Source organism: Allonocardiopsis opalescens (genome assembly GCF_003002095.1).
GTDB lineage: Bacteria > Actinomycetota > Actinomycetes > Streptosporangiales > Streptosporangiaceae > Allonocardiopsis > Allonocardiopsis opalescens.
Map to the genome: position 1 here is coordinate 1,365,866 of NZ_PVZC01000001.1, position 21,029 is coordinate 1,386,894.

A 21,029-nucleotide genomic window follows, 5' to 3' on the forward strand; every position below is an offset into this window, starting at 1 on the left:
TCGAGACTCGAGACGGAAGCGCTCGGCGCCATGGTGTGCTAACGCCCTTCGGGCTTTGGATCCGTGAACGATGCATGGTCAGGAGTGACTGGGTCTGGAACCATCGAGGGCGGGGACTGTGTCGGCAGGGAGGTCCCGGCGAACTCGTCCTGGGAGAAGTACAGGTCTGTGACGGTGGGATGCCACGCCGGGTGGTTGAGGTGGTACTGACGCAAGACCGGGCTGAGCGCGAACATCCGGCCGATGTAGTCAGACCAGGCCTGGCGATCAACCTCCGTTATGCCCTCGCGTCGGTGCCATATCCACTCGAATACATCCAGTATCAGTTCGGCGGTAGCCTGCACTCGGTGGAAGTTCGGGTCGTCCTCTGTGAGTGCCTTGCCGGAGTAGAAGTATGGTCGTACCTGCGGGTACTCCACGAACACCAGGTTGAGCTGCATGAAGAGGTCCGTCCCGGAGTGGTATGACGCCGTTTCGTAGCCCTTCGCTGAGACGCGATATGCCTTCCAAGCTGCGAGCAGCGAGAACATCACAGCTGCTATGGAAATGTAGTCTGATGTCTGCACTTGGCACTCCGTTCCCCTCTGGGGATAGAATGTCAAGGACGAACAAGTATGCACAAGGGCATCCGAGGGACCGCACAGGAACTTCCCAGAGTCGTACTCAGTACCGCCAGCGAGTGGCCTCGATGATCTCCGCCGAGGTTTGTCCTGCGAACAACTCGTCCTCACCATGCCGGACCGCGAGCACAGCACGGAACAACGGCTCACCAAGTGCCTGGCGCAGGAGCGTGGAGGACTCTAGGTGTCGAACGGCCTCCGTGAGGCTGGTGGGTAGTCGCCGTACTTCCAATCTTTCCAGCTCTGTGGCGTCCGCGACAGCCGGATCGCCTGAGTATTCCGGGGGGAGACGAAGACTTGCGTCGACTCCAGCGAGCCCAGCAGCGATGACCGTGCCTACCACCAGATATGGATTGGCCGCCCCGTCGAAGCATTTGATCTCGGCATTCGCCGCCTCAATCTCCTGTCCAGGCATCCCGGTGACGAAACGGACCGCCGCCTCGCGGTTCTCCCAGCCCCAACACTGGTACACGCCCGCCCACCGAGATGGCACCAGCCGCAGATAGCTGGCAGGCGTTGGACTGCCGATCGCCGTCAGCGCAGGCAACGCGCTGAGCACCCCGGCCAGGAACGCCTCGCCTTCCGCCGTCATCCCGCGCGGGCCCTGACCACCCTGGAGCAGATTCCGGCCATTGCGCCAGATGCTCAGATGCAGGTGTCCGCCGTTGCCAGCACCGGATTGTGTGGTCAGTGGGGCAAATGACGGGCGCAGTCCGTGGCTCCGTGACACCGCGCGCAGGGTGTGTCGGACCAGAACCGCGCTGTCGGCCGCGCCCAAGGGGTCCTCGGCGCCGGTAGACACTTCGAACTGCCCCGTCTCGTACTCGGGATGGATTTGGAGTACGTCGAGCTCTTGCGCGATGAGCGCGTCGGCGACATCGACGAGGTATGGCCCGGCGTCTGCCAGGCGGGCCAGACCGTAAGCGGATCCGGCCCTGATCCGGCCAGACCTCGGTACCGACTCGAATCCCGGAACCGGATGTGAGTCCGCCTCGACGGTCCACTCGGTCTCAAAGCCCATGCGAAGGCCTAGCCCTCGGCCAGCTGTCTCGTGAGCCATTCGGGCGGCGAACCAACGGTGACACCCCAGGTAAGGCGTGCCGTCCTGGCTATAGCGGTCGGCCGGCGCCCAGGCCCAGCCAGGCTGCGCGGCGAGCCGTGTCAGGCGACTCAGGTCGGGCAGCAGCCGCAGATCCCCGGTTGGCCCACTGAAGCCGTCAGCGTGGGCCCGTGAGTCGTTCACCAGGAAAGTGTCGAACACCGGCGACATGCCGACCCCCCAGCGCGCCACGTGAGGCAGCCTGTGCAGCGGCACCGCTTTAGCCCGGCTGATGCCCGCGTTGTCCACCCAGCTCAGTGCGACAATACGCACGCCTTGCGCAGCAAGGCGCCCCTCCGCCTCATCAGCCAACGACGCTCCGCTGCCAGCGCTTGCGGTCATACGAGCATGCTCCTTTACGAGCGCCGTGCGGCCGATGATCGCCGCGCGTCCGGCCTGCCGGGTCCCGACATGGGCGCCTCCTTTTGATTCGCCTATAGACTCCCTCACCTCCACCCCAGTCGTCACAACGGCACGAGAGTTCTCTCGTCAACTGTTTCAGAGCGGCATCTTTCCGCGGCTGCATGTTATTTAGCCCGGTAGTGGCAGGCACTGTCCGGGTGCCGGCGACGCGGACGACGCCGAGAACGGATCGGCGGGATGGCCATGAACAACGGCTTGAACGCCTGGATGTCAGGGTGTTGGCGGCCGAGGCGCCCACCACCAGCGGCAGCCCGCCGCTGTCGGACAGCACGGGAGTCTGCCGCCCTACTTGCCGGGGCCGATGAGGGAGCGCGTGATCGCGATGCCCGGCCAGTCGAAATCGCCGTGGTGGCGCAGGCACCCGCCGGCCGCCGCGATCGTGGCGGCGAGTCGGTGGAAGGCGGCAGAGTGGCGGCCCTCGGTGCACACCAGGGGTCGAGTGGAGGGGCCCAGTTCGGCCGCGGCGCGGCGCAGTACGGCGGGGTTCTCGCACACGTGCACCACCGGCAGGTCGACGGTGATGGGCAGGCTGATGAGCTACTGCAGGCTGATGTGGAAGGGCGTGCCATGGCGGGCGGCTCCGGTCAGCCACTCGCCCAGTCCTTCGCCGTGCGCGGGCAGGTTGAGCACCAGCGCTCGGCCGGCGAGGTCGTCGAGGACCACGCCGCAGGACTCCCACAGTTCGCGGCGCTGCTCGGCGTTGTGCGGACGGGGCGCCTTCATCCGGAGCGCCAAGGCGCGCAGTACCAGGCCGGACAGGGCGTTCCCGTGGTTGCAACTCGGAAAGGCCGGCCGGTCCGAGGGCGCGTGCGTCGCGCTCCAGCAGGTGCGAAGGGGTGCGCTGCCGCTCGCCGGCCCGGTCCGAGCGCACCCAGCGAATGCCGATGGCCGTTTCCGACGACATCGGCCGCGACTGGGTGTCGTGGTTCATCCCCACGACCGGTTCTCTGGCGAGGACGACGCGGTCGTGGATCTGTTGGGCGAGCCCGGCCAGCAACTCGTCCTCCAGTGTGGCCCGCTGGCGTTCCTGGAGCAGTAGACCCTGCTCGGCGACACGGTCGGCCATCCGGCGGGCGAACACGGCGACGGGATCGCGGCCTCCGTCGTCGTTGACGTACACCATGACGACACCGCTCGCTCCTGGATCATGGTCGATCCGGTCGTCCTCGGCGCAGCCGTCCAGTGCCTCCTGGAAGGCCCGCAGGCGCCGGTCACCCTCGCCCGCCTCGACGGTGGCGGGGGCGTCCAGGCGGTCAGCGTGGGCGGCGCGGTGCAGTGATCGGTCATCCGCCGGCGGTCGCCGACGTCGAGGAGATCCAGGAACCGGCCCGCCGTGGCTCCGGCCGCCGACGCAATACCGGTGACGGCGAGCGTGAAGTCCCCGGCCTCCAATGCGCCGCGGGTCACCGCCTGCACACGCACCCGCACCCGCACCCGCACGTCGACATGGGGCAGCGGTGTGGGGTCGGCGTCGTGCTCCAACTCCGCCGGCAGCGACGAGGTCAACAGGACCTCGCGGGCGCCGTCGCAGGCGGCGCGCTGCGCCACAGCGCCAGCAGCCGCTGGGCTTTACATTCTGGCAACCGATTGTCAATCTGGCGTGGGTGTGGTTTGCTGATCTCCCCCCGACCGGCGGATCTGCCGGTCTGACAGCAATTAGCGATCGATTGCAGAACGTTCGAGCAAGGGAGTTTGGGCCCATGTCTCAGATCGCTCGATACCGGGGCTTCCCTGTGGTGCTACTCGCGGCCGCTCTCGTACTGGCGGCATGTGCGTCCGGCGGTGGGGAAGCGACCGCTGACGGTGAGCGCGAACTCGTCTTCTCCGTCCAAACGGCCCCCAATTCCTTCGACCCCGCACAACTCGCCGACGGCTCGCAGGCATACGCCTGGAATTCGATCTTCGACACGCTGCTGTTTCGCGATCTGATGACGGGTGAGATCCAGCCGAACGCGGCGGAGAGCTGGGAGTACAACGAAGACGGCACCCGGTTGACCCTCAGGCTGCGCGACGACATGACCTTCAGCGACGGCGACCCTGTCACCGCGGATGCCGTGGTCGCCACCATGGAGCGCTCGCGTGACACCCCGGGCACCGTGCAGAACAAGTTCCAGTACGTCACGGCTGTATCGGCCCCCGACGACTACACGGTGGTCATCGAGTTCGAACGCTTCGATCCGCAGTTCATCTCGGAGCTGTACCAGAACGCCGGCGTGATCGCGGACCCCGACACCTTCGGTGACGACCGCGGCGCCACCGAACCGATCGGCTCGGGCGCGTACACGCTCGACACGGCCGCAACGGTCCCCGGCGACACGTACGTCCTGCGCAAGCGCGAGGACCACTGGAACGCCGACGCCCATCCGTTCACCACGGTGACGATCCGCGTGCTGCAGGACCCGACCGCCGCGCTGAACGCGCTGCAGGCCGGTGAGATCGACGCCGCGTCGGTCCCGCCGCAGCTGCTCCCGCAGGTCGGCGACGAGAGTACCTACACGCATACGGAGTTCCCCGCGCAGTCCGTGATGTACCTCGACATCCTCGACCGGGGCGGCGAGGACTTTCCCGCGCTGGGCGACCAGCGCGTCCGCCAGGCGATCAACTACGCGATCGATCGCGAGGGCATCGTCACGGGCCTGCTCGGCGGTGTCGGCATCCCGACGAACCAGGTGTTCAATCCGCAGGGCGAGGTCTACGACGAGGCGCTCAACGACACGTACCCGTACGATCCTGAGCGCGGCCGCAGGCTGGTCGAGGAGGCCGGCCACACCGGCGAGGTCTTCCAGGTCCCGAGCACGTACCTGTCGACGACCTTCGAAGCGGCCCTGTCGGATGCCTTCGAGTCGATCGGGCTCGGCATCGAATGGGTCCCGGTGCCCCCGCAGCAGGCCCAGTCCGCTCACCGTTCGGGCGACTACGGCATGAGCTTCCAGGTGACCCCGTACACCTCCGACGTGGCCGACGTCATCAACCACTTCGGTCAGGGCGGCTATGCCAACCCGATGAACCACACCGACCCGACGCTCGACGAGCTGATCGGCGAGATCTCCGCGACGGTGGACCAGGAGGCCGCGCTGCCGATCTTCCGCCGGTTGAACGAGTACGTCGTCGAGCAGGCCTTCGAGGTGCCGATCGCCTTCAACATGACGACATGGGTCACGCGCGACGGCGTGGTGATGGCCGACAACGGCTCCAGTCGCCAGACGGTGCGCCAGTTCACCATCGCCGGATGACCGTACGACGCCGGACGCAGGGCGAAGAGCCCGCACTCCGCACCACAAGGATGGACGATGCTCCTCTACATCCTGCGAAGGCTCGGCGCCGGGGCCGTGCTGACCGTGCTGGTCACCCTCATCACCTTCCTGCTGCTGAGCACGTCGCTGGACGACGTCGCCGCGACGATCCTCGGGCAGTCCGCGACTCCTGAGACGATCGCCGCACTGATGGCGGACCGGGGATGGGACCGGCCCGTCGCCGTCCAGTACGCCGAGTGGCTGGTCGGCGCCGTCCAGGGAGACTTCGGCCAGTCCGTGTACAACGCCTTGCCGGTGGGCCCGACAGTGCTGCAGCGGCTCGGCGTGACGCTCTCGCTGATCGTCCCCGCGCTGCTCATCACGGTGCTCATCTCGGTGCTGCTCGGTGTGTGGGCCGCCTCGCGCGGCGGTGTCGCGGACCGGCTCGCCCAGGTCATCTCGCTCATCGGCAACATCCTGCCCGCCCTCCTGCTGGCGATCGGCTTGGTCGTCGTGCTGGCCGTGCAGCTGAGCTGGCTGCCGGCGACCGGGTACACCGCGCCCGCCGACGACGTCCTCGCCTGGATGCGCAGCATCACGATGCCCGTGATCGTGCTCGTCATCGGGGGCGTCGCGAGCATGGCGGCGCAGGTGCGCGGCCGGATGATCGACGAACTGCGCCGCGACTACGTGCGCACCCGGCGCACGCGTGGTGCCTCGACGTCCTCGATCGTCTTCAAGCACGCGCTGCGCAACGCGGGCAGCCCGGCCCTGACGGTGATGTCCCTGGAGTTCATCCAGATGTTCGGGGGCGCCCTCATCATTGAGCAGGTCTTCGCCCTGCCCGGCTACGGCAGCTACGCGTTCAACGCCTCGATGCAAGGCGACGTCCCCGTCATCATGGGCGTCACCGTCTGGGCTGTGCTGCTCGTGACCGCCGTCAATCTGGCAACCGACATCGCCAACGGCCTCCTCAACCCCAAAGCGAGAGTCCATTGAGTACCGACCGGGATCACGGGTCCACGACGGCGGAGGCGGCGAGCACCGGGGCCGTCGCCGCCGGGCACGCGGTTCCCCGCATGCCGATGTGGCAGCGTGTGCTGCGCGACCCGCAGGCAGTGATCACATTGGGCACTCTCATCGTGATCATGCTGCTGGGCGCGCTGGCCCCCTTCATCACGCCGTACGGACCGAACCAGACCGACCTCCACGCGGTGAACGCGCCTGCGGGCACTCCGGGCTACCCGCTGGGCGCGGACGAGAGCGGACGCGACATCCTCACCCGGCTGCTCCACTCGATCAACACGGCGACGGTCTCCGCGCTCATCGGCGCCGCCACGGCCCTTGTCGTAGGCGCCACCGCGGGACTCGTCGGCGGTTACTTCGGGACGCGCACCCGCGCGGTCACCGAGTGGATGTTCAACCTGGTCATGACCTTCCCCGGAGTACTGCTGCTCATCGTCCTCATGCCGGTCACCGGCGGTGACTACCGCTGGACCATGCTGATCTTCGGTGTGCTGCTCTCGCCCGGCATCTACCGCATCGTTCGCAACCTCGTCGTCGGGGTGAAGAACGAGCTGTACGTCGACGCGGCCCGCGTGTCCGGACTCACCGATCTGCGCATCCTCGGGCGTCATGTGTTCTTCGTCGTGCGCGGACCGATCATCATCGCAACGGCCTTCATGGCGGGGTCGGCCATCAGCGTGCAGTCGGGTCTCGCCTTCCTCGGCGTCGGCTCGCGAGAGATCCCGAGCTTCGGCGCCATGATCTCGTCGGGTTTCCGCAACCTCTACATCGCCCCCACCCAGTTCCTCTGGCCGTCGTTGCTGCTGGGCCTGATCACGACATCACTCGTGCTGCTCGGCAACGCGCTGCGCGACGTGGTCGAGGGGTCGAAACCGGCCCCGGCGAAGGTGGGCGCCGGCCAGCGGGCCGAGGTGGTGGCGGACGCCGAAGACGCCGCGGCGGGGACTCCCGCACTGCTCGACATTCACGACCTCGCGATCTCCTATCCGGACCCGGCCGGGAAGCAGCGCGAGGTCGTGCGCGGGTTGTCACTGCGCATCGAGCGTGGCCAGACCGTGGGCCTCGTCGGGGAATCGGGGTCGGGCAAGACCCAGACCGCGTTCGCGACCCTCGGCGTCCTGCCCGACGAGGCGGTGATCACGCGCGGCTCCATCCGCTTCGAGGGGCGCGAACTGATCGGCCTCACGGACGCCCAGTTGCGTCCGCTGCGTGGAAAGGCGATCGCGTACGTCCCGCAGGAGCCGATGTCCAATCTCGATCCGTCGTACCAGGTCGGCACCCAGTTGGTCGAGGATGTCCGGTGGGCGCTCGGCCTCGACGGACCGGAGGCCAAGCGCCGCGTGCTCGCGCTGCTCGAACGGTGCGGCATCACCGATCCAGAGCGCACGTTTCGGGCGTACCCGCACGAGATCTCAGGTGGGATGGCGCAGCGGGTGCTCGTCGCGGGCGCCGTCGCCAGCCGGCCCAAGCTGCTGATCGCCGACGAGCCGACGACGGCCCTGGACGTGACCGTGCAGGCCGAGATCCTCGACCTGCTGCGCGACCTGCAGGCGGAACTGGGCATGGCCATCCTGCTGGTGACGCACAACTTCGGTGTCGTCGCGGACATCTGCGACCACGTCGCGGTCATGCAGGCAGGACGGATCGTCGAGGTCGGCGAGGTCGCGCGGCTGTTCGCCGAGCCGCGGCACGAATACACCCGGATGCTGCTCGGTTCCATCCTCGACGAGAAGACCGTCCGCGCCGACCCGCCGCTGGTGGCCTCGGAGGAAGGAATCCGGCCATGACACTGCTTGAGGTCGAGAAGCTGCGGGTCGCCTTCCGGACCCGGGGCCTGCGGGCGAAACCCGTCGAGGTGCTGCACGGCGTGTCGCTGGAGGTGGCCGCAGGGGAGACGCTGGGACTCGTGGGAGAGTCCGGTTCGGGGAAGACGACGATCGGTCGCGCGGTGCTGGGCCTCGTCAAGCCGTCCGGCGGCAGCATTCGCTTCGACCAGCGGGAGATCTCGGGGCTGTCCCGCAGGGAGCGCCGCACCCTCGCCCCGGACATCCAGGTGGTGTTCCAGGACCCCTACTCCTCGCTCAACCCGGCCATGACCATCGGCGAGATCCTCTCCGAGCCGCTCGTCGTGCAGGGCACGGTGGCGAAGGGGGCGCGTGCGCGCGTGCGCGCGCTGCTCGACCAGGTGGGGCTTCCGTCCGATGCGTCGGAGCGGCTCCCTCGCGAGTTCTCCGGCGGCCAGCGCCAGCGCGTCGCCATCGCCCGCGCGCTCGCGCTCGAACCGAAGCTGATCGTGTGCGACGAACCGGTGTCGGCTCTCGACCTCTCCACACAGGCACGTGTCCTGGACCTCTTCATCGACATCCAGCGCCGCACCGGAGTCTCCTACCTCTTCGTCTCACACGACCTGACCGTGGTGCGCCACATCAGCCACCGCGTCGCCGTGCTCTACCAAGGGGACCTGGTCGAGACGGGACCGGCCCCGGATGTCACCTCCACGCCCTCGCACCCCTACACACAGAGGCTCCTGCTCGCCGCGCCGGTCGCCGACCCCGCGCTGCAGCGCAGGCGCCGCGAGCGGCGAGCACGGCTGAGGACGTCCACCGCGGTGTGAGCGGCGCGTCCACCGCCTCGATCCTCATCGTCACCGGCGCGCCGACCGCTGACGAGCGCCGCCGTATCCGGCAAGCCGGCCACGGACCGGTCGCGGCGCGATCTGCTCTCCGCGAGTGGCCTGACGTCGGACACCTCGGTGTCCCGTGCCGCCGAGGCGACGGCGGGGACCTGGGCGGAAGCGCGCGCTCGTCACGGTGAGACCTCGGCCGAGCGCTCGCGCTCGTGCCACAGCGTGCTGTGGACGACGATGTACGGCTGGTCGGTGAGGCTCGGATCGAAGCCCGGCAGGATGATCGGCTGGTCGCCGCGCGGCGTCACCTCCGCGAAGAACATGACCGGGTACGTCGAGTCCGTGAAGTCCGCCGGGATGTCGGCCGACCATGCGCCGTCGGCCGGTGTCATCGCAAGGGATGTGTACTCTTCGGCCTGGTTGACGTGCCGGTACCGCAGCAGCGCCCGTTCGATGCCCTCACCCGCGCCGATGAGCCGGACGCGCAGCGGTGCGCCGCGCTCGAAGGCGTCGGCCGACTCCAGCTTCACGCCGTCGAGCGACGGACGGCTCTCGCGTCGCACGGGGCGTGCGCCGCTCGCGGTATCGGCGGCCTTCGCGCGTTCCTTCCGGAGCGCGTCCAGGTCCTCGGCCATCCGTTCGAGTTCCTTGGACCAGTGCGTGCGTTCGGACAGCGCGACACCGAAGTCGAACTCGTCCTGGTACACGCCCTTCACGACGCCGACGATGCCGGCGTACTCCTCGTTCGCCGCCGCCGTGAGCCCGATCGCGGCGTCGAGGAAGGAGGTGTCGCCCGTGCGTTCGAAGAAGCCGTACTCGACCGCCGCGCGCAGCCTGCCTGCGAAGAACCGGCCGAGGCGCGCCAGCACCGCCGCGTCGATGACGGTGCGCCGCACCTGCGGGCCGTCCACGCCGGGCGACGCCAGTGCTCGCTCGATCGCGCGCTCGCCGTCGGCGGCGAGCCGCTCAAGCCAGCACGCCACCTCCAGCGGGCCGTACTTTCCGGTAAGGGTGCCGCGGAGCGCCGCCTCGGCGTACTCGCCGACCGGCGCGAAGAGTTCGGGGTCGAAGGTCTCGACGCCGCCCCAGGTGGCGGGCGCGGGATAGGTGTCCCAGAGGTAGTGCCGGGACGTGATCCACGGCGAGACGGGAAGGTTGGTGTACACCTCGGGCCAGAAGGCGTTGTTCGCACCGCTGACCCCGTGCACCACTGTGACCAGCGGCAGGATCCGGCTGAGGTTCGACAGGGCTTCCTCGAAGCCGTCGGCGCCCGCGCCGTACTCACGAGCGAGGAAGCGGCGCCAGGTGTCGGCGGGGGCGCCCGGGTCGTACATCAAGCGGCCCCACAGCAGGTACGTGTACCGGTACTTCTTCCAGTCGTCCACGCCCAGACGGAGGTCGTCGCGCACGTACGGGTCGCGTCGGCCCGGTGCTCCGCTGCCTTTGCGGCCCTTGAAGTACAGCGGTTCGCAGAACTCCGCGCCGAGCGCGCCGCCGAAGGTGGCATGGCGCCCGTAGCCGGCGGCACTCAGCGGATCGCCCCACAGCAGCAGGCGCTGGGTGCCGGGCCACATCCGGTAGAGCACGTCGATCTCGCGGTCCTCATCGAGGAGATCGGCATAGCCGTAGCGCGTGAAGCGGCGCTCGCCCTCCGTGACGCCCATGAGCGCCGCGCGGTCGCCGAGCCGCGACCTGGCGAAGCCGACGCGTTCGCGGGTGCGGATGGACGCCTGGTGGTAGGGGAGGCCCATGTGCTCGATCCAGTACTTGGGCGAGACCATCGGCACGATGTTGGGCTTGCGCACGGCGTCGATGAGTTCTCGGTCGACGCCCTTCGCGTGCAGGTCGACCACGATCGGGCGCCCCGCGTCGGAGACGGCCCGGAACAGGCGGTCCCAGAACGCCCGCCGGCCCGCCTCCTCGGGCACGCCGCCCTCGTAGTGCACACGGAAGGTGATGCCGCCGATGTCGGGGACCGCCTCCAGGAGCATCCTGAGCGCGGCCGCCGAGTACTCCGCGACCGTCTCGGGTCCGATGCCCAGGACGGGGTAGTCGTGCCGGGCGGCGGCGCCGTAGTCGTACGCGTGGTTCCACAGGCCGAGTTGGAAGCTCATCCCGCGCCGGCGCGTCTCGCGGGCGATGTGGGCGAGCGCGGCGAGGTTGCGGTCGCGCTCGTCCTCGCCGACGCCCTCAGCGCGCACCTTGAAGCCCGGGACGTCCAGCAGGAACGGATAGGCGAAGCACAGGTAGTTGTCGGTCGCGGCGGAGCTGTCGATGCGCGAGCCGTAGTTGTACTGCATCCCGAAGGCGAGCTGGAACCGGTTGAACCGCTGTGCGGCGAGGTGGTCGAGGTACTCGGCCCAGAACCGGCGATCGTGGAACCACGGGGTGTCCTCGTGGACGCTGGAGAAGGAGCGCATCACGGCGCGCACCGGAGTGGCGGGGCGGGCGATCTCGACGCCGGGCCGCAGCGCGGCGAGACCCTCAGGGCCGGCGATCCGGTCGGCGAGTTCGGTGAGCGCATAGGAGAAGCCGCGGGCGCCGCCTGCCTCGAGGGTGATGCGCACCCCGTCCGGTTCTGTGCCGATCCGCAGGACATATGACTCGGCATCCGCCGCCCCGGCGAGTCCACTGCCCGCACTCTGCGACGCGAGGAGATGGAGGTGCGTCGACGCGTCGGCCGCACCCTGCCGCACGCTGATGCCGTGGGGGCGGACGGTCGCGCGCAGACGGTCGATCGCCCACGTGATCGTCTCGTCGGCCAGCAGGTCCTCAGCGGCGGCGACCGACATGACACTGCTCGACGACGTCATACCTCTGGTTCCTCCGGGATCACGGGTTCCTGAAGCGGCTCGGCCGTCCGATCCGCGGACTCGGCAATCGATTGCAGTGGTTCTCGGAAGCGCACGGATGGTTTCTTCTCGTGCACTCCCGGAGAGCGAGATGCCAGATTGTGGATGGTACGGAGCGTGCGGGGCGTGGTAACTTTCACCATATGGCAACCGATTGTCAAACGGCAATGTTGTGACGGAAGGAGCCGTGTTGAGCTTCCCCGCTGACGACTCGGCGCCGGTCGAGCGGCCGTACGACACCACTGGCCTGGACCACGTCGGTCGGCTGCCGGTGAGCTCGGTTCGGCGGCCGATCACGGTGCCGCTCGACGGCGAGTGGCGGTTCCATCTGCCGCCCTCCGACGGCGCGCTCCCCGAGGGGACGCGTGGTCGATGATGTACGCGCCGAGTCTGATCGCCGCGTATCCGTGATCCGCTGATGGAATCCGATTCCCCGAGTGAGCGACGCGTTCCCTGGTGGGCCATCCTGCTCGCCCTGGGCGCCACCTTCGGCACGATGATGGCGGCGGTGGTGCCGACCGCCTTCTCGCTCGCCCTGCGCGTCGAGGAGCTCGCGCCGGGACGCACTGAGGTTCTCGGCTTCATCCTCAGCGCGGGCGCGGCGGCGACACTCGTGATGGCACCGATCACCGGCATCGTCAGCGACCGCACCCGCTCGCGGTGGGGAAAGCGGCGGCCGTTCACGGTCATCGGCGCGTTCGTGGGCGCCGGCTCGATCCCGTTGATGACCGGCGCCCCCGATACGACGATGCTCACACTGGGGTGGGTCCTGTCGACGGTCGGCTGGAGCACGGCATCGGCATCGGTCGGCAACTGGAAGGCCGACAGGCTCCCGCCCGGCCAGCGCGGCAAGGTCTCGGGGCTCACAGCGCTCATCACGCACATCGCACCGGTCGTCGGGATCATCCTCGTCAGCTCCGTGCGCGACCACACCTGGCTCGTGTTTCTCATTCCCGCTGTGGTGGGCAGCGTCGGCACCGCGCTCTTCGTCGTGCTCATCCCCGAGCCCTCCACCCGCGATGCTCCCCCGCAAGGCGGATTGCAGGTGGGCGAGGTACTGCGGAGCTACCTCTTCCGTCCGCGCGACGCCCCCGATTTCGCATGGGTCTGGCTGGGGCGCTTCGTGTTCTTCATGGGGCTCACCCTCACCACGAGTTTCACCGTCTACATGTACGCACAGCGGCTCGCCCTGCCCGTTGCCGACATCGCGCCGGTGCTGGCCCTCACGTCATCGCTGGGCATCATCACGACGACGATCGGCTCCGTCGGCGGCGGCTGGATCAGCGACCGCATCGGACGGCGCCGCCCACTGGTCCTGGTGGGCGCCGCGCTGTTCGCGACCGGCGGTGTGGTGTCGGCCTTCGCCCACGACCTCGTGACACTCGTGGGCGGGACACTGCTGTCCTCGATGGGAATCGCCGCCTTCACCGCCGTCGGCCAGGCACTACTGCTCGACGTGCTGCCCCACCGCGAGACACAGGCAGGGCGCTACATGGCCACCATGCTGCTCGCCCAGAAGATCCCGGGCGTCACGGCACCGCTGCTCACCCCGTTGATCCTCGCCGTCGGCGGCGGCCCTCAGAACTTCACCCTGCTCTACCTCGTCATGGCCGTACTGGGCACGGCGGGCGGCACGGTCATCGCGTTCTTCGTACGCGGCGCGCGATGAGGAGCCTCGGGGAGTCCTGAACGTACGCAAACGTTGGTTTCAAGGGTGCCACGGATCGGGCCCGGCCTCGCCCGCGTCCGCCCGGACCGCGTCATCGGCGACAAGGGCTACAGCAGCAAGGCGATCCGCGTCCGGCTGCGTGATCGGCGTCTGCGGCGCTTGTCGCGTTGGTCGCAGGGCTGGGCGATGGTGGCCTTGATCCCGCGGCGGGCCAGGTGGGCGCGGATCGCCGCCGAGGGGTACGCCTTGTCGGCGAGGAGGCGGTCGGGGCGGGTTCAGGGGCGGCCGGTGGCTCGGGGCGGGCGCAGGGCGTCCATCACCGGCTCGAACATCCGCGCGTCGCCCCGCTGGCCAGGGCTGGTGACGAACGCCAGGCGCTTTCGGCGGGAGTCGGCGAGCAGGTGGATCTTGGTGGTCACCGCCGATGGCCGCACGCGCCTGTCAGCCGCTCCCGCCGCGGGCACGGCCGTGCTCGCTCCAGTGGCGTAGGAGTGCGTCGGCCGGACCGGGCCGGCCCGCGCCCTCCAAGGCCAGGGCTGCCAGTACCGCCACCAGCCAGCATCCCGCGGCGACCGCGGTCGCACCGGCGCTGTTGAGGTGAGAGCCCGCGCCCAGCAGGTCGCGGTGCAGCACAAGGGCCAGCAGCCCCGAGGACAGCAGGTAGACCGTCAGCGAGCGCCGTCCGGCGGCCGCGAGCGCCCGCACCACCGGAGTGCGGCGCTGCTCGACCGCGGCCGCGATGAGACCGAACAGCGCGGCATAGCCCAGTCCGCCGGCCATCCCGGTCAGCGTCTGTACCCCCAGGGCCGCCTCGGCCCAGGCGGGGTCGGCGAGGGCGCCGGAGGCGATCAGCGCGCTCGGTGCCGCCCCGGCCAGCGACACGGTGATCCCGGTCGCGGCCGCCCAGGCCAGCAGCCGGCGGTGCCGGCGGGGTTCGTGCAGCAGCCGCCGCCGACCGGCCCAGGCGCCCAGCAGCAGTGCCGGCAGCAGCGGGTAGGTGGCCAGGACGACCAGCGGTGTCACCGGCCACAGCGCGATGCGTTCGACCCAGTCGGCGGCGCGCGTGTAGCCCGCGATCGGCTCGCGCCCCGAGTACCACCCGGCCCACGCCGCGCCCGTCACCAGCACGGTGGACACCGCGCCCGCCGCCACCGCGGTGCTCAGCAGTCCGCGTCGCGGACCGGCCAGCAACCCGGCCACCATCAGCCCGGCCACTCCGTAGGCGCCCAGGATCTCCCCGGGGAACACCAGCACGGCGTGCGCGAAGCCGAAGGCCAGCAGCACCAGGGACCGGCGCCGCACCAGGCGCCGGGCCTGGACGTCGCAGGCCCCGGCGGCGCGGCGCTTGTCGATGAGGACGACCAGGCCGTAGCCGAACAGGGCGGCGAACATGGGGAAGGCGCGGTTGTCCACCACCAGCACGGCGAGGGTGCGGGCCGCGGTGTCGAGCGCGCCGCCGCCGGCCGGGTGGGCGCCCACCGAGGCCGAGGCCACCTCCAGGTAGGCGGGGGCATAGGCGATGGCGATGAGCAGCAGCAGGGTGCCGCGGGCCAGATCCGGTGCCAGGTGGCGCGCGGCCGCGCCGGGGGGTGCCGGGGGCATGGTCCTCACTTCCGGGTGGTGCGGCCGCGTGGCGGCCGTTGCTCGTGAGCGGTCCCGGCCACGGTAGGAACGGCGGCGCGGGTGAGGCCCGACCGTTGCGTACCGGCTGCGATCAAGTGGGCTTCGGCTTGATCGGAGGGGGAGCGATGCTGGACCGGTTGAACGAGGCTTCGGAGTTCGTTGAGGAGGATCCGGGCGGTGCGGTGGATGTGGCGGCGATGGCGCGTATCGCCTTGACGTCGGAGCACCATCTGCGTCGGACGTTCGCGGTGTTGGCGGGCATGGGGCTGTCGGAGTACCTGCGTCGGCGTCGGCTCACCCTGGCGGGTGCGGAGCTTGGAGGGTGAGCGGGCTCTGCTCGATATCGCGGTGGACTACGGGTACTCCTCCACCGAGGCGTTCAGCCGGGCCTTCCGCGCTGTTCACGGCGTCGCCCCCGGCCAGGCCCGGCGCAGGGGGTCGCGCTGGTCTCCCAGGCCCGGCTGGCCTTCCACCTCACCGTCGAAGGGAGCACGCAGATGCGCTACCGCATCCTCGACAAGGGCGCCTTCGCCCTGGTCGGACTGCGAAGGCGGATCCCCAACATCGCCCAGGGCCCCAACCCCGACATGGCCGCCTTCACCGAGGCGGTCGACGACCCACCTGGCAGCGGCTGGAGGAGCTCGGCGACCAGGAGCCGCGCGGCGCGCTGTCGGTGACCATGGCCCTGGACGGGGACGAGGGCTTCGGCGAGGAGATCGACTACTACGTCGCCGCCGCCACCACCGCCCCCCAGGGGATGGGATCGCGGCGGCACTCGCCATCCTCGCCATCGCATTCTCGGCGCTGGGACGGCCGCGGAATCCAGATCCGGGCGCATCTCCGCCCAGTTCGACGCCGACGCTTCAACGTGCGAAAAGGGCTGGCGATCGCGCTGCTGCCCTCGGCCCACGTCCCCCACCTGACGGGTCTGGCCACCGTCGAGATCACCGACCCACCCATGCGCGTCGAGTACCTCATCTGGAGCGGCGTCGGACGCACCCCGGCGGCAACCGCGTTCCTCGATCTGCTGGACCTGCCGGACCACTGACCACCGGGGGATACTGATGAGTTTGTCCGGTTGGCCACTTAGTAGATGCCCAGCGCCCGGTCCCTGACCGAGGTGAGGTCGAGGAGCATCACGGCGAACGTCACACGCGAGCGAGTCACCAGGGTTGACGCCACGGCCCAACCCGGCGGTCGACACCCTGCGGCGGCCTCCCGGCACCAACGCCCACAGCATCCAGACGCTCAAAGCCACAGACCGCCCTGACTTGCCGCTTTCGACCGACCCCGGGGGGAAGAGCACGTCCGGGCACGCGAAAACCCCAGCGTCAACGTAGGAAACGCCCGTTGACCTGGGGTTTTGGGGGTGCGCCGCCAGGGACTCGAACCCCGAACCCGCTGATTAAGAGTTCCCTTGATGGATGTCTCGGAATGGCATCTGGTGTTGCTGTGTGCCGTATAGGCCGGTCGTTCGCGTGTTGGTGTGCCGCTTTTCGGTGTTCGGTGATGGGTGATGGCGGTTTGCTTCAAATGCGCCGAGCGCGTTTGGAGCACGGTCGACGCAAGGAAACCGTCGGGTTGGTGTCTCGGATCTGATGCGGATCTGGAGAATGACTCGTGCAATGAGGTGGACCAGCCGTGGACGCCCTCGTGCGGATGCCCTGATGAAGGGGTGCGAGGGGTGGGTCGAAGCGTACAAGCTGTAGTTTCTTGAGGTGCGGATGTAATTGCCTTGGAGGAATCGACTTCATTAGCAACCCGGGCTGGTGGTAATCCACCTAAGCAACCCTATGGACGCCGTCTACCGGGCTCGTCATAACGCGCCGCTCTCATTGCGCGTGCTTCCTCGTCGATGAAGGCATAGAAAGGTCACGTTCGATTACTTGTTGGGTCTGGTCGCAAGCAGGTAGTAGAGCTCCTGCGCTGCTGTTCTGCTCAGCGTAAGCTGTAACCGCGCGGACCAGTGACCCAGATGGGCGCCGTTCGTCGTTGATCCATTCGAACGTGCGGAAAATAGTCTCGCCTGGTTTTGCCCTAACCGTGGATTACCGGTAAATCCTCTGAGGGTGCGGTGTCATGTGTCGATGTCCGCATCTCACAGGTGCACGGTGGTCTCGCCGTCAGTGGCTCGTCCATGAGTCGCCAGCTCCATCCTCGGTGCGCTGCCCCTGCTCGGGGCTCGCCACCACCGTGGAACGGTTGAGGGCGTGCTCTGGGGGACGACGACCCTCGGAGCGACGGTGGAGGCCGCCGCCTGGGCCGCCGGACCCATGGCTGGCAGCAGCGACGACAATTTCTGTGACGGCGTGCTCACCGGCCACTTCGCCAAATGGCAGCGCGGCGCTCACCCTGGAACCGAACGTGTGCTGCGCGGACTTGTCTATGTCCTGGGCGTCGCCGAACATCTTCCTGGATGTGACGATACAGTGAATCCGTTGCACAGACTTTATCACGACGATCTCCGGAGGGAACTCAATAGGGATGCTGCGCGGAGAGTATGCTCTCAACAGCCGAATTATCCGGGCGGCAACATGGATTGTGACGAGTATCCATTTGCGAGCACGTATCAAGGCGGGGCTCAGAGTGTTTACGAGCAAGACGCCCGGATCGGTAACTTTTCTGCCCGTCCGATCGACTCAACCGACAACCAGATGGCGGGTAACTGGATTTCGATTTTTTATGCAGAAAACAGAATCCTTGATTATCGGGGCGGCCAATTCGGCGACATGAGAGACCCATTCATCACTCGAATAGTTCCATAGCGGCGAGTGTCCTGGGCGTCGATGGCGCGATCATCTCCTTAGGTGGTGCGGCCGCCGGATCTCTGCGAATCCGGCGGCTGCATTGTGGTTGGTAGAATGTTGGGCGCTGTGTGCAGCAATCGACATTGGGGAAGGGGTGCGATGTCACTCATTCGGCAAGCTAGTGGTCGCGTCGTGGTGGAACGACATCTGTTTTACATTGGAGCCGATGTGCTGCTACGGAGCGATATGACGGCCAGACTCCGGGAGAACCCTGATAGCTGGGTCGTCATCGTTGGCCAATGCGTTGCGATCCGAAGCAGGCATGAGGACGCGAAGGTCGCGATTGATCTACAGTTTTGGGAGCATGCGCCAACCTTCCCTGCCGAAGTCGAAGAATATCGCCAGTTCCAGATGTCGCTTGCCGTACCCGAGGTTCATGTTTCCACTCTGACGCTGGGGCCGGCGAGGATAGACCTCGACTTGGAGTATGCTGGCGATTACCAATGCCGGGTGATTCGGGAATCTGACTCGAGTCGGGTGCCGGTTAATGGTTCCGTGTTCTCATATTACGTCGATATATCCGAACGGTACGTCGTTCAGTTGTGGTCCGAGAAGACGCCTCTTCATGGCGTGAGTGAGGGGAGCGCAGCAAGGCGGGGCGCCAGGACGGGGGCGCAAGGGCCAGTTGATCAGACCCGCGAGATGACGCAACAAGAGATAATCGATCGTATGAATGAAGGCCAGAGAAGAAGTAGGTTCGACGGGACCCCGCGGAACATCTAGTTCGGTCCATCAGGGGTGGATTCCCGGCTCGATCGATCATGGCAGCCCATTCGCTCTTTTTGTAAATTCAAGCGCCACATTCCCATGGGCTGATATTCTGAGGGCCGATACGAAATCAAATGATCTGCCGCAGCTGGTCGCAGCGTGCTGGAAGTGCGTCGCTGAGATTCTATGTGTTCACTGTTATTTGTTTCTGGCTTCGTTGATGTAGCTGCGATCTTTGGGAGTGAGTTTGTAAGTCCAGGCGGTGGCGACGTCGATGTAGTGCTGTCCGGCTGGGCCGAGTCGTCGGGCAGCGATGCGGCTGATGGCGGTCTTGGGCAGGCCGGGCGGTAAAGCATCTTGTACTGCGGTGAGTGCGTGGTGCAGCCAGTCGGCCGCGGCCAGTTGCGCGCTGCTGACCGCTCCTCGACCTGCATGACGCGGCCGCGTCCAAGGGCGAGCGGCTGTGAGCGCTGCCTGCCTCGCCTACGCCGATGGCCGTAATCAGCGGGCGGTTGCCCGAGGTGCCTGCGGATGTCGGTGTCGGTGGGTGGGTGGTCGCAGTCGTCGTTGAGGGCGCGTTCGAGGTGGAAGCAGGCGGCACGCGAGTGCACGACGCCGATGCGCTCCAGGTGCGGGTCGTTGAGTTCCTCACCCAGGCGCTGGGTCATGGCGCTGATGGACGCCAGGTAGGGCAAGGTGTAGAAGACGCGGGGCGTGCCCCCGCGCGTGACGGCCAGGTCGGTGACCTGGCGGTGGGCCCACAGCAGCGCGGCCTCGGTCTTGCCCCGCCCGGTGGGGGCGCGCAGCAGCAGGTGCCCGCGCACCTGGGCGGCGTCGTGCTGGTGGCGGTACAGCCGCCGCGCCGCGGTGAGGCGCTGGGGGTAGGAGGCGTCGAGCCGCCGTCGCCTGAGCGCATCATGCGGATGGTGCGCTCCGCCCTGCACACCGTGGAGGAGACCTGGTCGCCACGGTCTTCGCCAGGGTGCCCTAGCCGGTACGGGAGCGGATCTTGGCCCTGGTGGCTGGTGCACCGGAAGGGGCGAGGAGACGGTGGGCGCCGAGGCGGAGGGCGGCTCCGAGGAGGAGTCGGTGCTGGCGCTGGTGAAGGCGATGCCGGGCAATGTGAACCTGGAGTCGATGTTGCGGGAGATCCGCAAGCTGACAGCGGCGTCGGCACCCCATGCGCGAGGCCGGCATCCGGTCCCTTCCACCGAGGGGCCCGGAATCAGGGCACGACGGATCCTTCAGTTCCCCGCACACCGCGGCCTGGTCATTCCCGATTCAACCCACCAGGCCGACATCCACCAGCGCATCCAGACCTTCCCTGAAGACATCGCCGACGAACTGCGCAGCTGGGTCCTGGTTTTGCGGGGCGAAGGCCGCTGCGAACATCCTGCGATGCTCGTTCGAGATGATGCGCAAGTACCCGGGCTACCTCCACCCGGTCCTGACCGCCTGGGCGAGTCGCGTCACCAGCCTCCGCGAGATCACCAAGGACGACCTCCAGGACCCCCTCGCCCAGCGGCCGGGTCCAACAGGCCGGCATCTCCTCAGCGCACTGCGCAGCCCTCCAGGCCCTCAAACAGAAACAACTGATCTTCCGCGACCCGACTCGCGGCATCTCACTACCCGCCGCCCGACGCCTGCCGGTGCCCATCCCACCGATCGGCTCCGCGGCCTGGTCGACCGGGTCGAGTCCCCGTGGCGAAGTTCGTCGTCGCGCTCGTCGCCGTCCACGGCCTCGGCCGGCGCGAGACCCGCTACCTCCTGCTGACCGATCTCGACCGTGCCCGCGGCCGCCCGGGAGTCCACCGGGTCCTGCGACACACGGCCTACCTGGACGAAGTCACCCTTGCCCTCGCGAGCGACTGGCTTCGTGACCGTCACCAGCGGTGGCCTCTGACGACCAATCCCTACCTCCTGGTCAGCCGGCAGACCGTCGCCGACGACCGGCTCCCGCCGTCGCCACCATGGTCATCAACGCCATCTACCGACCCCTCGGTCTGAGCCCGTCAAAACTCCGCCAGGGCCGCATCCTCGACGAAGCCCGCCGCACCGCCGACCCCGTCCACCTCATGCGCGTCTTCGGCATCGCCGCCCAGACCGCGATGGAGTACATCGCCACCGCGCACCCCGAACGCACTTCCCAAGTTGCCCGATAGCCGCTACCGAGATTGCCGCAGGCCGTCAGGATGTGGCCCTGCTCGCCGCCTTCGCCTGCTTGGCCGCATTGACCACGAAGGCTTTGACCTGCTGAAGAACCTCGTCGCACTGGTCACGGACTGCTGTCATCGTGCGGTCTCGGCGGCTGGAACTGCCTGGCCGTACGCTCGCCCTTCCACA

Annotated in this window: 19 protein-coding genes and 2 pseudogenes; 11 read left to right on the plus strand and 10 right to left on the minus strand. The window is 68.1% G+C overall.

Features of this window, described 5'->3' with window-relative positions; translation table 11 throughout:
• Positions 1 to 38 precede the first annotated feature (38 nt).
• The 4 genes from CLV72_RS05625 to CLV72_RS32715 form a co-directional block, all read right to left on the minus strand.
• On the minus strand, positions 39 to 566 hold the full coding sequence (locus CLV72_RS05625; RefSeq protein WP_106240284.1) for a hypothetical protein: 528 nt from the start codon (positions 564 to 566) through the stop codon (positions 39 to 41).
• Positions 567 to 663: 97 nt separating this feature from the next.
• Positions 664 to 2,061, minus strand: a complete 1,398-nt coding sequence (locus tag CLV72_RS05630) for a type I glutamate--ammonia ligase (RefSeq protein WP_106240288.1) — start codon at positions 2,059 to 2,061, stop codon at positions 664 to 666.
• A gap of 366 nt (positions 2,062 to 2,427) precedes the next feature.
• Positions 2,428 to 2,637, minus strand: coding sequence for a DUF2399 domain-containing protein (locus CLV72_RS32710; protein WP_211302712.1), 210 nt, complete (start codon positions 2,635 to 2,637; stop codon positions 2,428 to 2,430).
• 42 nt (positions 2,638 to 2,679) lie between these two features.
• The gene (locus CLV72_RS32715; protein ID WP_281262394.1) at positions 2,680 to 2,901 is read right to left on the minus strand and encodes a TIGR02679 domain-containing protein; all 222 of its coding nucleotides are present in this window, start codon (positions 2,899 to 2,901) and stop codon (positions 2,680 to 2,682) included.
• A 388-nt stretch (positions 2,902 to 3,289) separates the two neighbouring features.
• Here CLV72_RS32715 and CLV72_RS33565 point away from each other — a divergent pair, with 388 nt between their 5' ends.
• Positions 3,290 to 3,421: a hypothetical protein gene (locus CLV72_RS33565; RefSeq protein ID WP_281262391.1), complete on the plus strand. Its 132-nt coding sequence runs from the start codon at positions 3,290 to 3,292 to the stop codon at positions 3,419 to 3,421.
• Positions 3,422 to 3,459: 38 nt separating this feature from the next.
• Here CLV72_RS33565 and CLV72_RS33870 read toward each other — a convergent pair.
• Positions 3,460 to 3,690: pseudogene (locus tag CLV72_RS33870) on the minus strand (lantibiotic dehydratase); the annotation flags it as partial.
• 152 nt (positions 3,691 to 3,842) lie between these two features.
• Between CLV72_RS33870 and CLV72_RS05640 the strand changes: the two are divergent.
• The 4 genes from CLV72_RS05640 to CLV72_RS05655 all read left to right on the plus strand — a co-directional run bounded on the left by CLV72_RS05640 (position 3,843) and on the right by CLV72_RS05655 (position 9,015).
• Entirely contained in the window at positions 3,843 to 5,375 is a 1,533-nt protein-coding gene (locus CLV72_RS05640; protein ID WP_146159348.1) for an ABC transporter substrate-binding protein, read from the plus strand.
• Between the two features lie 57 nt (positions 5,376 to 5,432).
• Entirely contained in the window at positions 5,433 to 6,374 is a 942-nt protein-coding gene (locus tag CLV72_RS05645; RefSeq protein WP_106240295.1) for an ABC transporter permease, read from the plus strand.
• 80 nt (positions 6,375 to 6,454) lie between these two features.
• Positions 6,455 to 8,188 carry a dipeptide/oligopeptide/nickel ABC transporter permease/ATP-binding protein gene (locus tag CLV72_RS05650; RefSeq protein WP_106240298.1) on the plus strand — a complete coding sequence of 578 codons (1,734 nt, stop codon included), beginning with the start codon at positions 6,455 to 6,457 and terminating at the stop codon, positions 8,186 to 8,188.
• A complete protein-coding gene (locus tag CLV72_RS05655; protein ID WP_106240300.1) occupies positions 8,185 to 9,015 on the plus strand; it encodes an ATP-binding cassette domain-containing protein in 831 nt (276 codons plus the stop codon). The genes CLV72_RS05650 and CLV72_RS05655 overlap by 4 nt, the downstream gene beginning before the upstream one ends.
• A 191-nt stretch (positions 9,016 to 9,206) precedes the next feature.
• Here the strand turns inward: CLV72_RS05655 and CLV72_RS05660 are convergent, their stop codons facing one another.
• On the minus strand, positions 9,207 to 11,840 hold the full coding sequence (locus CLV72_RS05660) for a hypothetical protein (protein ID WP_146159349.1): 2,634 nt from the start codon (positions 11,838 to 11,840) through the stop codon (positions 9,207 to 9,209).
• Between the two features lie 229 nt (positions 11,841 to 12,069).
• Between CLV72_RS05660 and CLV72_RS05665 the strand changes: the two genes are divergently transcribed.
• Both CLV72_RS05665 and CLV72_RS05670 read left to right on the plus strand, forming a co-directional pair.
• Positions 12,070 to 12,255 carry a hypothetical protein gene (locus CLV72_RS05665; RefSeq protein WP_146159350.1) on the plus strand — a complete coding sequence of 62 codons (186 nt, stop codon included), beginning with the start codon at positions 12,070 to 12,072 and terminating at the stop codon, positions 12,253 to 12,255.
• 42 nt (positions 12,256 to 12,297) lie between these two features.
• Complete coding sequence (locus tag CLV72_RS05670) at positions 12,298 to 13,548, plus strand: MFS transporter (protein ID WP_106240310.1); 1,251 nt, start codon at positions 12,298 to 12,300, stop codon at positions 13,546 to 13,548.
• Positions 13,549 to 13,823: 275 nt separating this feature from the next.
• Here the strand turns inward: CLV72_RS05670 and CLV72_RS32065 are convergent, their stop codons facing one another.
• Positions 13,824 to 13,967, minus strand: coding sequence for a hypothetical protein (locus CLV72_RS32065; protein ID WP_170140883.1), 144 nt, complete (start codon positions 13,965 to 13,967; stop codon positions 13,824 to 13,826).
• A gap of 22 nt (positions 13,968 to 13,989) precedes the next feature.
• Positions 13,990 to 15,150: a DUF418 domain-containing protein gene (locus tag CLV72_RS05680; protein WP_106240313.1), complete on the minus strand. Its 1,161-nt coding sequence runs from the start codon at positions 15,148 to 15,150 to the stop codon at positions 13,990 to 13,992.
• A 146-nt stretch (positions 15,151 to 15,296) separates the two neighbouring features.
• Here CLV72_RS05680 and CLV72_RS33875 point away from each other — a divergent pair.
• Positions 15,297 to 15,931 (plus strand): annotated as a pseudogene (locus CLV72_RS33875) (AraC family transcriptional regulator); the annotation flags it as partial.
• Positions 15,932 to 17,381: 1,450 nt separating this feature from the next.
• Entirely contained in the window at positions 17,382 to 17,936 is a 555-nt protein-coding gene (locus tag CLV72_RS05695) for a NucA/NucB deoxyribonuclease domain-containing protein (protein WP_211302717.1), read from the plus strand.
• A 761-nt stretch (positions 17,937 to 18,697) separates the two neighbouring features.
• Here the strand turns inward: CLV72_RS05695 and CLV72_RS31685 are convergent.
• Positions 18,698 to 19,630 (minus strand): DEAD/DEAH box helicase family protein, encoded by a 933-nt coding sequence (locus CLV72_RS31685; protein ID WP_146159351.1) that lies wholly within the window; start codon positions 19,628 to 19,630, stop codon positions 18,698 to 18,700.
• 337 nt (positions 19,631 to 19,967) lie between these two features.
• The gene (locus tag CLV72_RS32070; protein ID WP_170140884.1) at positions 19,968 to 20,108 is read right to left on the minus strand and encodes a hypothetical protein; all 141 of its coding nucleotides are present in this window, start codon (positions 20,106 to 20,108) and stop codon (positions 19,968 to 19,970) included.
• A 279-nt stretch (positions 20,109 to 20,387) separates the two neighbouring features.
• Here CLV72_RS32070 and CLV72_RS31690 point away from each other — a divergent pair, with 279 nt between their 5' ends.
• Together CLV72_RS31690 and CLV72_RS05700 are read left to right on the plus strand one after the other, a co-directional pair.
• Positions 20,388 to 20,693: a hypothetical protein gene (locus CLV72_RS31690; protein ID WP_146159352.1), complete on the plus strand. Its 306-nt coding sequence runs from the start codon at positions 20,388 to 20,390 to the stop codon at positions 20,691 to 20,693.
• Positions 20,657 to 20,848, plus strand: coding sequence for a hypothetical protein (locus CLV72_RS05700; protein WP_106240317.1), 192 nt, complete (start codon positions 20,657 to 20,659; stop codon positions 20,846 to 20,848). The genes CLV72_RS31690 and CLV72_RS05700 overlap by 37 nt, the downstream gene beginning before the upstream one ends.
• Positions 20,849 to 21,029 lie beyond the last annotated feature (181 nt).